Origin of the sequence: Alkalibacterium gilvum (assembly GCF_900109085.1) — a bacterium.
In the GTDB taxonomy this organism is placed as follows: Bacteria; Bacillota; Bacilli; order Lactobacillales; family Carnobacteriaceae_A; genus Alkalibacterium; species Alkalibacterium gilvum.
Window position 1 is genome coordinate 1 of record NZ_FNYW01000005.1, and the last position, 12,863, is coordinate 12,863.

Below are 12,863 nucleotides of genomic sequence, written 5' to 3' on the forward strand. Positions count from 1 at the left end.
CATCAACTCCAATTGCTTTTCTAAGTTTTGGATTTACCAACTGATTATCTAGATGGCGTAAACTGTTTGTTTCATCATTAATTGCGAATAAAAAGAGTTTCAAAGCACGGTCAAATGTTAATTTTTTGACGTAAGCATCAAAGCTTTGAATAGCTTTTTGAGATTTACCACTTAATTTTTCTAAATTTATAAACGAAAACCATTTGCTTATGGTCATTTTTGTTTTATACTTATCCATGTTGTTGGTCCTTTGTAATGGTCTTGGATAAGTCATCCACTCCCATTATAAAGGATTTTTTTATGCTTTAAAATGCTTAAAATTTTAATGCAACACTAGTGATAATAACTATAAAAAAGGAGCGGTTCAGATCCTGATTTCACAGGCTGAACCGCTCCTTTTTCGTATTGACTATATAAGCCTAAGGTACTACCTACTCTTCAAGAAATCCTTCTTCAGTTAAGAATTCTCGGGCGACTTCTTCTGCTGAACGATCTTCAACATCTACTTGGTAATTCATCTCTCTCATTTGAGCGCTTGTGATTGCGCCATCTAAGACAGATAGGACGTCCTCGACTTCAGGGTGTTCTTCAATGAGCTCTGTTAGCATCAAAGGAGCACCTTGATAAGGAGGGAAGAGGCCCATGTCGTCTTCTAGGACAACTAAATCATACACTTCAATCTGGCTATCCGTACTGTAGGCGTCGATGACATTAACGTCACCCTGTTCAGTTGCTTCATAGCGTAACTGTGGTTCCATGGTAATGACTTCGCCAAAGCTTAAATCGTACATCTTTTGAATACCAGGATAACCATCTTCACGGTCATTAAATTCAAGAGTGAAACCGGCATTGACTTCATTTTGTACAGGCTTCAAGTCGGAAATAGTTTTTAAATCATACTTTTCTGCAAAATCTGATGTTACGGCTAATGCATAGGTATTATTGAAAGCCATCGGATCAAGCAAGGTCATATCATACTCATCTTGCAATTTATCTCTGGCCTCTTCATAAACGGCTTCTTTAGATACACCAGGTTCAGGTACGATATCAAAGAAATTTCCTAAAACAGTACCGGTAAATTCTGTGTAGATATCAATTTCACCTGAGCGCAAGGCGTTGAAAACGAACGTGGTTTTACCAAAGTTTGGTTCCACCTCAGCTGAGAGTTCTGTACCTTGTTCGATAAGAAGCTTATAAGCATTCATTAAAATTTCAGGCTCAGCACCTATTTTTCCAGCGATAACTAAGTCATCTTCGTCGGAGTTGAATAGGGGAACGACAAGAAAGCCTCCGATAATAACAATTGCTGAACCAAGGATAATGGCTGTTCTTTTGAACGACGTATGCTGTAAGTAGCTGAGCAGTCTGTCAAAAAGGATAGCCAATAAAGCGGCTGGTACGGCACCTAAAATAATTAAATAGTTATTTCCACGGTCAATTCCTAGAAGTATAAGACTCCCTAGACCGCCAGCACCGATCAGTGCAGCAACAGTTGCAGTACCTATGATTAAAACAGTGGCCGTTCTTATACCTGCCATAATAACAGGCAAAGCTAAAGGTAACTGAACTTTTATCAACTTCCGTGATTTATTCATACCCATAGCATCGGCGGCTTCATTAAGTGATGGATCAATACCCGTTAATCCGGTGTATGTGTTTCTTAGTATCGGAAGAAGGGCGTATACAATGAGTGCCATGATGGCCGGAATGGATCCTATACCAACCAGCGGAATTAAAAGGCCTAATATCGCTAGGGAAGGAATCGTTTGGAAAATAGCTGTAATTTGAATAATGGGTTCTGCAATTTTTTTATGGTTCATTAAAAAGATACCCAAAGGCACCGCGATAAGAACAGCAATGAATAGTGAAATGAAAGACAACTGCATGTGTTCAATCAAAGCGATCCATAGATCTTGTTGCCTTGACTGTAAGGTTTCTAGTAGCTCACTCATGCTTCAACCTCTTTTCTTCCAGTATTTTCGCCTTGAATTTCATGGGCATAATAATGAATAAGATGATCTTTAGTGATATACACAGGACTTTTAGCTGTTTCCACTTTAATTGCTTCGAAACGAGCCAGAGCAAGTGTTAAGTCATCTAGGGAGGTTTCGGCAGACATCGTCTCATCATAACTAAGTTCTTCAGTTGTATAGAATTCTTTATCCAAGAGCGTTTGGACTGTTTTTTCACCATCATAATGGGGTAAACCTGTGCGAAGGAATTCTTTTACAAAATCATTGGCAGGGTGCTTTAATATTTCATCAGCTGTACCGACTTGTTCGATTTTTCCTTGGTTCATGACACAAATACGGTCTCCGAGCTGTATGGCTTCCTGCATATCATGAGTCACAAAAACAACAGTCTTTTTGAATTTTCGTTGCAATTTTAAAACGTCTTGCTGTAGGCTGTTTCGTGTTATCGGATCTAAAGCCCCAAACGGCTCATCCATTAAAATGATATCGGGATTGGCAGCGAGTGCTCGAATAACACCGATACGCTGTTGCTCACCGCCAGACAATTCTGATATTTGCCGCTTTCGATAAGTCTCCGGATCCAAATCCACACTGGCAAGTAATTCAGTGACGCGATCTTTCATATCCTCTTTTGACCATTTCATCATTTCAGGCACGATGGTAATATTCTCTTCAACAGTCATATTTGGAAAAAGCGCAATCTGTTGTAAAACGTAACCAATATTCCAACGAAGTTCTTGGATGTCATACTCACTAATCTTTCCATCATCAATATATAAATACCCTTCAGATAAAAGGATGAGTTTGTTAATCATTTTTAAAGTTGTTGTCTTGCCGCTTCCGCTTGGACCAATAAGGACAAAAAATTCGCCCTCATTGATTTCTAAATTAAAATCAGAAACGACAGCTATCTTATCATAACGTTTAGTAACATTATCAAAACGTATCATGTTTTTCCGTCCTCCTTTTTCTTCTTCATCAAGTATAACAAACACTACTAATTATCATGTAATCATATACTCATCATTATTGAAGTAAAATTAAATAAACGCTATACTTCATTGAATAAAGGGGATGAATTATGTGATTAAATTAAGACCTATTGAGGAGAACGATAATAAAATAATGGGAGAAATCATTCAAAAAACTCTGGAAAAGAGAGCTTTGAATTTGCCAGGGACAGCTTACTTTGATCCACACTTATTCCAGCTTCATGACTATTATAAAAAAATAAAACATGCCTATTGGGTCATCGTAAAAAATGGCGAGGTTATTGGAGGGTGTGGTATTGGTAGGTTTGGTCAAAGTGAGACCATTGGGGAGCTGCAAAAACTTTACATCCTTGACGAGGAACAGGGTCAGGGTTATGCGCATCTATTGATAAAAAAAGCATTGGCATTTGCGGAAGAAAAGTATGATGCCTGCTATATTGATACGTTTGCTTCATTGAATAAAGCGAACAGTCTTTATGAAAAATATGGCTTTTTAAAATTGAGTGAACCACTAGAAGGTTATGAACACAACGCCTGTGACACCTGGTATTTGAAGAGTTTTGATTGAATAAAACAGTAGTACAAACTACCGCCATTCATTATTGTGGAGTTTATTGAAAAGCCTCGTCCTTGAACGAGGCTACTTTTTTATTTTCAATTGTTTTTTAATCAAGGTAAAAGTAACTACAGGAGATTAATTGATTTTTATAAATGGAGATTAAATTAAAATGATAAGAACCCTCTTTTTTATAGTAGTTATATGATAAAATGATTAGACAAAAGAGATTTTGAAAAGGACGGTAGTATGATCAAACAGATAATAAGTGAAACATTTACATATATGTGGAGAAATAAAAAGAACCGGTTAGTTATGGTTTTATGTCTGGGCGCTGTTCTTTTACATAGTTTAGTGTTGCTGCCCAATAGACCGGGACATGATGAGGTGGATATCACCAAGCTTGAACGCCAGATGGAAGCGAATAAGCAAACCTTTGAGGACCAATTGGAAAAAGGGCTCACCGTTCCAACGTTTTTTACAGGCACAAGTGCTTATGAGGTGGCACGTAATGAATACGTGAATCAACGTGAATTGTTGACGACGCTGAAAAATGGAGATGTCAGACGTTATCTTGAAACACCTTACCGGCCATTAGATGATGAGAATGAGGATGAGCAAGAAGAGGCATTCTCTATTCAAGGTTATGATAAAGAGTGGTATTTCTTAAATCAGAAAACAGATTATTACCTAACAAAAGCAGAGCCTTTAACTTTTCATATGGTGCACGAGCGTACGAGTCTCCAACAGCTTCATCTATTTATGATTGGAAAAGGGCCTTATGTGTTGCTTTTGATTTTGCTGTTCATGATTAGTGACGTCATAACAAAAGATCGCGCACTGCGTACGCAAAAAGCAGGTGTACCTATAAATTGGTTTGGCTATTTACTTGCCCAGTCACTGACAGCTCTTGGATTTGTCACCCTTTTTTTTACAGCGCTATTCAGTATCTTTATTCTGTTAAACGGGCTGCTTTATGGTTTCGGTTCATTTGCTATGCCAGTGGGGATGATTGGAGAAGCCGGCACTACTTACTTGGCACCAACCTTAACTACAATGGAAATTGGAACATTCTTGCTGAAAAGTGTGCCCTATTTAGTACTCTTAATGTATGGCTTTACCCGACTGAATACGTTGTTTAGCTTAATTATAAAGCATGATATCGTAACATTTATCGTATCTGTCTTTATTCTTTTGTTTCCACAACTTTATTACAGCGCAGGGACGGAGAAGTTGCTTGGTGTTCCGATGTCCTTTTATCCACAGAGTTATTACGCTTTTGGTGACGTTATAACGAATCGATTAGCCTTCCCTTATGACAGAGGTTTGCTTGTTCTCGTTATGACACTAGTCATCATTGAAATACTGAATTACACTGCGACTAAGCTAATCAAGCGGCAAGCTTACGTAAGATAGGAGGAGAAAGATGAAGCGTATTTTTAAATGGAATGGACGTTTGCTTTTACGAGACTGGAAGACGCGATTGATACTGATTGGTTTCTTTCTTTTCTTAGGATCATTCTCCTTACTTTATCGTCAGCAGAATGTTGTTTTACCGGAAATGCAATTACGTTCAGAGTACAGCGATGCACATAATATATTCAGATTGATTCCCGATGCGCATTTTGAAGGGGAGCTGGGTGAAGAAGTGGAGCGACGACTTGGGGGAAATTCTTCTTTGATAGGACTTAACCGCTATATTTTAACTCAGCGGGAGGGGAATACGGTGGAAGGTGTAGAAGATGTTGTTTCAAATTATTTGGAAAACGGTAAACAGATGGCATTGAATAATTTATTTTTACTTGAGGCCACGGAGTTTGAATCGCATGACATACTGACCTCAGTCTACTTGCCTACAAAAGCTGAAATAAAACAAGACATTGCTTTTTACGATGCGCTGGATGAAAATAATCTTGCCATTGAATGGAATCCCTATGCCTCATCTGAAATTTTAAAAGAGGAGCTGGAATTATTTATATCCATTGTGTTGTTTATCTTTATTGCTTTACTAGCCGGAGATCACTTTACGAAAGATCAAGTGAATCACTATAGTGTGACCCAAGGATTACCGGTGGCCTTGAAAACAACGTGGCGAACGCGTAGTTTTATATTGTGGCTGATGACCTGGGTGAGTGCTTTCTTTGGTTTCGGGGTAAGTTACGGCCTATCATTATTTTTTGAAACCACTGGGAGCTTAAGTTATCCTGTTGCTCTTTATGTCAATCAAGCCATAACCTATATCCCTTTATGGCAGTACGGCCTGTTATTATTTGGACTTGGTATGATTGTTAGCTATATTTTCCTACTCATCATAACGGGACTCAGTTGGATGATTCAAAATATTTACCTTACTCTTTTCATTGTAGCTGTCCTTGTTTTCTTGCCACAGTTATGGACGGTAATCAATCCAGTCACTTCCTGGCAACCTTCGTTTTATACCGAAATTGTATCTGTAGTGACGGGGGAAAGTGCAGCATTATTTAATTTACCCGGTATCACGTTCTGGAAACTACCGATTATTGCGTTTTTAATATGGCTAATTCTTGAAGGTGTATTCCATCTTATTTTTAAATTGATTCCGACACAACGATCTGGACTGAAAAGGAGGGTGACACAATGACATTAGAAGTGAAAAATTTAAACGTAGCTTATGGTGAGCGTGAGATTTTGAATGATATCTCTTTCAAATTAACGGATGGTCAGATTATTGGACTGGTGGCACCAAATGGAACAGGAAAAACAACGTTATTCAATGCTATTATGCGCTTTATTCCAGTTAAATCCGGACAAATATTCGTCGATGACAAGGAGTATACATCAAGTGACAAGGATATTTTAAAGCTCCACCAGCTGATTACTTTTTTTCCAGATCAGTCTGATTTGCATGAGAATTTCAGTGGAACAGAGCATATCGAGATGTACGCAGAAATGTGGTCAGGGGATAAAGGTAATGTTAGAAGTATAATCAATCAGTTAGATATGGGAGATTATGTTGACCGCAAAGTCAGTACTTATTCACTGGGCATGCGACAGCGTCTGTGTTTTGCTATGATCATTGCTTCGGACACACCCATCATGTTTATGGATGAAGTGATGAATAGCTTGGATCCAGAGAACGTGTCACTTGTTTCAAATATTTTGATTGAATTAAGAACGCAAGGGAAAATTATTATCGTAGCATCTCATTTACTAGATAATCTCGATGAATATGCAAATAAAGTTTTTTTCCTTAAAGAAAGACAGGTCCACTTCATCTTTGACCATGAGGATGAAAAAAAGGATTACTTTAAACTTTTATGCACAGAACAACAGGCAAAGCAGCTACAAGAAACTGTCTCTTTGCCAAATAAAACGATACATTTAGGGAATAACATTCTTTGTATTCCACTTGATAAGTTAAGTGAAGCTGAACAATTAGGGATTTATAAACAATTACGGCATTTAAAAAATGTTGAAATCACAGTAGGACCTCTGGGCACTTCTGAATATTACTCACATTTATATGGTCTGGATATTCATTCATATGATAGGGGGCATGAGGATGAAGCAGCTGTTTCAAAGTAAAAAGACATTGATTATTGTACCTGTCCTCTTTTTAATTCTTACAGGATGCTCCTTTGCAGGGATACGTTCACCTTTATATGATGGGAAGCCTGTTGAACCCAATGAATTAGCTATCAAGCAATATGACCAAACGCAACAAATCAATGTAGAAAATGAAGCCTATTATTTCAGACATCCGCTGAGTGACTCGCTATTTGAACCGTCCTTAGAATTTTCAGACAAAGAAACGGTAACTTTAAACGTTGGGACCTATGAAGTAGGAGAAGATTTACCAGAAGGACGTGTAATATTGGAAGGCCATCCCAGTGATTTTAGTCCTCAAGTATTTACGATTCGTGCGGGGAACGTAACGGTTTTTGATGATAATGGTCTGGTTACATTTGAAAATCATTTTCAGGAAAGAATCGGTGTGATGCAAGCTGTGGTTGACTTACGTGAGGGGCAAACGGTAAACGTTGATGGAGAATCTTCTGAAATTTATGTACACTATAATAAGAAAACGTTATTGAATCCGTTTGATATGGAAGCAGATGCTAAACCTGAACTTGCGTCAACTGAAACCTTAAGAGCAGGACATTATGAAGTAGGAAAACATATTGAAGCAGGATCTTATATGTTGGAAGACTTCGCTGCTCCACGTACAGCAGTGCTCTACCACTTTACAGAAAAAACAGTAAAAGTCGTTGAGCTAACAGCTAACAGAGGTCTTAAGCCATCGGCGTCAGAGTTGAATGAAGCAAGGTATGAAACGGAAGATGTGAGTGAAGAAGATAAAAAAGACGAACAGACTGATGCACCGTATCAGTCCGTCAAGCCGGTCATTCATTTAAAAGAGGGAGATAAATTGTATTTACCAATGCTTGACTGGTTGAAATTGAAAGTAAACTAAGGAGGCAACTATGTATTTATCCTGGATAAGAGCTGAGCAATTCTATACGTTTATTATGCCGCTAGTCATTATCTTGCTGCTTTTTTTAACAATTGCTTTTGTTTTTACTTATACCTATACAGATCCTAATAAAACATCCCGTAAATATTTCAGTCGCGGTTATTTTGTTTTGGTTGGACTGAGTGTGGTTTATTTTGTCTTTGGTCATCTGAGATACAATTATTGGATAGAACAAAATGACTATATTAATCCGGGAATTCGGTCATCTCAAACTATACTGGGCATTGAAACGTCAGAAGATCCTTCTATTGTAAAAACGTATCGTCGTTCTGGAACCTTGAAAGAAAACTTGAAGGCACTTAAAATGTACGAATCAAAAAAGGTGAGCATTCCTTTTAGCTATGATTATGCTGGATCAAATGAAAATAATCATTATTTTACTTATGGTAAAAATAGTCAGTACGTATTTATTTTACAAGGGAAAATAAATTGGACAAAGAAAAAACGAGAGCTAGTTGGCTTTGAGTTTAGTTTGACAGATGAGCGATTCAAAGATATTGGCTTTTATAGTGAGCCTAATATTATATTTGACTCGCTCTCGCTGCCAGAAACTGAGCAGAGAGTGTTAGCGGATATCGATGTAAATGATGCATTATCAATAAATGAAATGATCAGTGGTTGGAACTTTGGACGGCAATTTTATTAATTAACTTGAACAGAAGGAGAGGTCTAACTCGTCGTTGTGTTTTGACTTCAAGACTTGTAAAATAAGGGAAGAAATAAAAACAAAGGAGATTACTATGAATATAGAAGTATTTACACAGTTCCGCTTAGTTTTTGGATTAATTCTTATTATATTAGGTCTGTTTCTTATCCTGTCTATCCTACCAAAAGGACGAGACGCTGTCGTCACTTTCTTTTCTGTGCTTGTCGTGTCCATTACTCATGCATCGGTAGCCATTGCCTTAATCATTACTGAAAATATGTTTTTAGAAAAACTTTCACTAGAGGGAGATTCATTAACTTTTTATATGTTTTTAGGCATTCTTATCTTAGCCATACTTAATCCAATCATTTATAAACTACGAAATAAATCAAAACGTCGAGGGTCTTCCTACTCATTTAGATAGGTGTGTAATTTTATAATGATAGTCCTGTTTTTGTCATGTGACTTAAGCAGGGCTTTTTATTTTAAATAAAAAAGGCTGGGACTTTTTCGTCTCAGCCTTTTTGCGTTTTGTAATTATATTTTAACGTGTATTGATTCATTTTAGGTAACATCACTTCAAAACTATTACTTGGATTTTCTTTTGAAAAAGTAAAAGCCGCCTGAGACAACTAAAATAACAACCAATATACTACTTAACAGCATTGGGAAATTCAATGCACTATCTTTAACGCTAGCAGATGCTTCCTCCACATTTTTTTCGCGTGACTCTTTTTCATTTTTCGTAGCGTCTTCTTTCTTTTTCTTAAGGTCAGCCTGAGCCGATGCCAGTTCTTTTGGATTAAATACAGCAAGCGTTGGTGTGTTATTAGTTACGCCAACAACGCCCCCTTTTGTATAAGCATCACCTAGCATAGACCATGTTTCTTCGCTTTCAGACCATTGATATAAAGCATCCTCGTTGTACTCTGCCGCTGGTGTGTAAAAGCGGTAAGTCATTTGAGAAGGAAAGTCTGTCAAAGCTTTACCGTCTTGTTCAATACTAAAAGTTAAAGGATTGCCTTTGGTAAGACTATCAAAAGCCACAGCCTTTTTGGCTTTATCAAAAACTATTTGAGCATTTGCGTCCAATAAATTACTGGAAGGGATGACCCATTCTAAATCTGCACGTGCAATTAAAAGGATAATATTTTTATTCCTCAATATATCCACTTGATCATGAGATAAGTTGACTTGATCTATATGCTTAAGCGAGGCATCAAAAGAGATAGCGAGAACGCCATTTTCGGCAATACCTTTGATATCTTCATCTGCGACCGTAGCAGCGCCTTTTGTTTCCGAAGGACGAATCCAAACTGTTTTTTGTTGGGCCGCTCCTTTGTCACTTTTTTTATCCGCTTCGTCATCTGTCGTTTCGGTTTCTTCGGATGACTCTTCTTCTTTGTTCTGATTTTTATTTGACTCTACATCAGTGGTTTGGTCCTCTGATTTTGTTTCCTCTGAGTCATCTTTGCTACTGTCACCGGATTTTTCAGAATCAGCGGTCTCTTTATTTGTGGAATCATCGTTTTCATCAGATGTTATATTTTCTGACTTCTCTTTATCTTCTTCGTTTTGATTTGTGTCTTCAGTATTTTTCTCTGAATCTTTATCTGACTTGTCTTCAGGTGTTTCTTTTTCATCGTCAGTTTCTTTAGGTTCTTCGGTGTCTTCTTTGGGAGTTTCTTCCAAAGGTTCATCAGGCTCTTCATCCGTGGTTTGTTTCGCGTACTGAACAAGGCCATAGCCGTAAATAAGGTCACGTCCTGTTTCGCCTAAATCCAGTGAGCGATCAATCATACGCTGACGGATAGTCCGTGTACTATCATTAGGATATTTTTCCATTAAAAGTGCTGCAATACCAGCCACGTGTGGAACTGCTTGTGACGTCCCAGACATGGCGACGTGAGCACCATTAATACCTAAGCTTAAAATGTTCTGGCCCGGAGCAGCGAGTTCATTTTCGGGAGCTATCATGGAATCACTAACATGAGTTTGTTTTTGATTAACACCCGCTACAGCAATGACTTCTTCGTGAGCAGCTGGGTAATCCGTTGTGACATTTTCTTCTGTCATATTCCCACTTGCCGCAACCGTCATGATGCCTTTACTAGCAGCTAATTTAATAACTTCGTGCACTTCGTTATTCGGGTGCGCATAGCCCGAACTGATGACGATAATATCCATTCCGTTATCTATAGCCCAGTTGAGTCCGGAGAGTAAATTTCCAACACGCGTTTTAGATCCCTTGCTTTCATGGTAAACTTTAACACCATAAAGATTGATCCCTGGCGCAATACCTTGTGTACGTGAGCCTTTTTTTGCGCCCATAATTCCGGCCACATGTGTCCCGTGTCCAGAGTGGTCATTTGTCCATGGGTCAGGGCCCAACTCATCATCTTCTAAAAAAATACTATGGCCGCCTGAATAAGTGATTTCTGAATGTTGGTAGAAACCTGTATCCAGTATGGCTACATTCACATTTTTTCCAGTATAGCCTTCTTCAAATGCATCAAACGTCCCAATCATATCTTGATTCCAGTCTTCACTACTTACTGGATAAGTAGACTGGCTTGTTTCAACTTCTTGATCGTAAGTAATGCGTCGCACATTTTCCTGAAGACTAATATCTCTGACCGCCGAAGTTGGAACCGACATTGTTTGAATAGGCAAGACGTCCATCGTAGTAACGTTTTTAAAACGTGGGTCCAGTGAATCTTCATCAGGAACGGTTTCTTTATATCGAACAATGATATCTATATATTCTTCTGACGCTGCTTTATCTGAGTTTTCTTCAGCGAATAGTTTACTAGCAGGTAAGAAGAAGGATAACAAAAAGACTAAAAGTATTAGCTTTGTCCCTTTTCTTATAATATTTTTACTCACACAATCTGACTCCTTTATCTTTCTTGCTTCAATGTATTTTTTATTTAATCTATCTAATGTATATTTCATAGCAGCATGTACTAATATAGTATCACAAGAAAGAAGGATAAGAGTGATGAAAAGCTCTTTTTTAGAAAAGAATCATCTCAGAATAAGTCACATTTTGTTGAAATCCTATGATATTTATTTAAAAATGGTAGTATAAATGGGACAGATAGATGTTAGTAAAAAGAAGGAAGTGGCAGAATATGTTTAACTATGAGCATTTCCTCAGTGACCTACAGGAAGAGTTTCCTCTGATGAGTGAATGGTTATTTTATATAAAAGAAAATAGTGAAGACGTAAAATGGATATATGATATTATCACTGTTTCACCAGAAAAATTTGAACAACAATTACTCTATTTATCCGAAGGGATTCGTTTGCTCCCAACACGACCAGTTAGTCTATCCGTATTCAGCCAAATTATTACACTCGATGCTAATGCCTTTGACCCTGGAAGTACGCTAGGAAAATTATGGGTACATGTATTAGCAGAAACGAAGCGTATGGATAAAAAAGAGAGCATTAACTATCCTGAAAATAATGACGCCATAACAGCATTATTAAACGACTATCTTTTATTTAGAGAGGACATATCGGATTCGGTAACTATCGCTAATTTATATGCAGAAACACGTTCAGGATATCATCCTGTTTTTGAAGCGGCAGTCTGGACGCATAGTGTGTTGACCATCCCTTTGCGAGAAGTAGGGAAGTTGAGAGCTGTTTATCCTGCGCATGAGCAGGCGATTGTTTGGATTTTTGATGATGCAGAGGTGTTTAGCCGTATCGCTGATAGTGTCCCTGTTTTACCGATGATGTGTACCCAAAAACAATGGACACAGACAACTTGGGAAATTTTAGATCGTCTCGTTGAAAATGGCTCAGAGCTTCGGTTTGTCGGAGACTTAACCCCTGCTGGTATTGTGCGGGCAGAAGAGCTGTTATTACGTTATCCGAATAAGACTCAGACGTGGCGAATGGATATCCAAACCTATTTGAAGGCAAAAGATAAAAATGTAAAGTTAACCGAATTAGATTATTCTTTATTAAATAAACAGCAGGTTGACTACTTGGCATGCTTAAAGGATGAAATGCGTGATCAGGGGCACCCGGGGAAAATGATTAAAGTTATTGCTGATTTAATAGAAGAATTACAACATTATTATAGAAATTAGAGAGCATCTGTTCTATGATATAAACGACGGTATAATGATACGATTTAAAATTAAAAGTATAGTGAAAGGAGAAAATC

Annotated in this window: 11 protein-coding genes and 1 pseudogene; 8 read left to right on the plus strand and 4 right to left on the minus strand. The window is 37.8% G+C overall.

The window, feature by feature from the left end:
- The 3 genes and pseudogenes from BMX83_RS02795 to BMX83_RS02805 all read right to left on the minus strand — a co-directional run.
- Positions 1-238 (minus strand): annotated as a pseudogene (locus BMX83_RS02795) (IS4 family transposase); the annotation flags it as partial.
- A gap of 193 nt (positions 239-431) precedes the next feature.
- The gene (locus BMX83_RS02800) at positions 432-1,952 is read right to left on the minus strand and encodes an ABC transporter permease/substrate-binding protein (RefSeq protein WP_091633040.1); all 1,521 of its coding nucleotides are present in this window, start codon (positions 1,950-1,952) and stop codon (positions 432-434) included.
- Positions 1,949-2,923: an ABC transporter ATP-binding protein gene (locus tag BMX83_RS02805; RefSeq protein WP_091633043.1), complete on the minus strand. Its 975-nt coding sequence runs from the start codon at positions 2,921-2,923 to the stop codon at positions 1,949-1,951. Before BMX83_RS02805 ends, BMX83_RS02800 begins: the two co-directional genes overlap by 4 nt.
- Positions 2,924-3,056: 133 nt before the next feature.
- On the opposite strand from BMX83_RS02805, the gene BMX83_RS02810 reads away from it, so the two are divergent.
- From BMX83_RS02810 to BMX83_RS02840, 7 genes are all read left to right on the plus strand, one after another.
- Positions 3,057-3,533: a GNAT family N-acetyltransferase gene (locus BMX83_RS02810; RefSeq protein ID WP_218141914.1), complete on the plus strand. Its 477-nt coding sequence runs from the start codon at positions 3,057-3,059 to the stop codon at positions 3,531-3,533.
- Positions 3,534-3,770: 237 nt separating this feature from the next.
- Positions 3,771-4,937: a hypothetical protein gene (locus BMX83_RS02815; RefSeq protein ID WP_091633045.1), complete on the plus strand. Its 1,167-nt coding sequence runs from the start codon at positions 3,771-3,773 to the stop codon at positions 4,935-4,937.
- 10 nt (positions 4,938-4,947) lie between these two features.
- Positions 4,948-6,141 carry a hypothetical protein gene (locus BMX83_RS02820; protein WP_091633048.1) on the plus strand — a complete coding sequence of 398 codons (1,194 nt, stop codon included), beginning with the start codon at positions 4,948-4,950 and terminating at the stop codon, positions 6,139-6,141.
- Positions 6,138-7,085, plus strand: coding sequence for an ATP-binding cassette domain-containing protein (locus BMX83_RS02825; protein ID WP_091633050.1), 948 nt, complete (start codon positions 6,138-6,140; stop codon positions 7,083-7,085). Before BMX83_RS02820 ends, BMX83_RS02825 begins: the two co-directional genes overlap by 4 nt.
- Complete coding sequence (locus BMX83_RS02830; protein WP_091633054.1) at positions 7,063-7,974, plus strand: hypothetical protein; 912 nt, start codon at positions 7,063-7,065, stop codon at positions 7,972-7,974. The genes BMX83_RS02825 and BMX83_RS02830 overlap by 23 nt, the downstream gene beginning before the upstream one ends.
- Before the next feature lie 10 nt (positions 7,975-7,984).
- Entirely contained in the window at positions 7,985-8,680 is a 696-nt protein-coding gene (locus BMX83_RS02835; protein WP_091633057.1) for a hypothetical protein, read from the plus strand.
- Between the two features lie 94 nt (positions 8,681-8,774).
- Positions 8,775-9,104, plus strand: a complete 330-nt coding sequence (locus BMX83_RS02840) for a hypothetical protein (RefSeq protein ID WP_091633060.1) — start codon at positions 8,775-8,777, stop codon at positions 9,102-9,104.
- 164 nt (positions 9,105-9,268) lie between these two features.
- Here BMX83_RS02840 and BMX83_RS02845 read toward each other — a convergent pair whose 3' ends face one another.
- A complete protein-coding gene (locus BMX83_RS02845; RefSeq protein WP_177170473.1) occupies positions 9,269-11,566 on the minus strand; it encodes a S8 family serine peptidase in 2,298 nt (765 codons plus the stop codon).
- 218 nt (positions 11,567-11,784) lie between these two features.
- On the opposite strand from BMX83_RS02845, the gene BMX83_RS02850 reads away from it, so the two are divergent.
- Positions 11,785-12,786 carry a DUF2399 domain-containing protein gene (locus BMX83_RS02850; RefSeq protein ID WP_091633065.1) on the plus strand — a complete coding sequence of 334 codons (1,002 nt, stop codon included), beginning with the start codon at positions 11,785-11,787 and terminating at the stop codon, positions 12,784-12,786.
- Positions 12,787-12,863 lie beyond the last annotated feature (77 nt).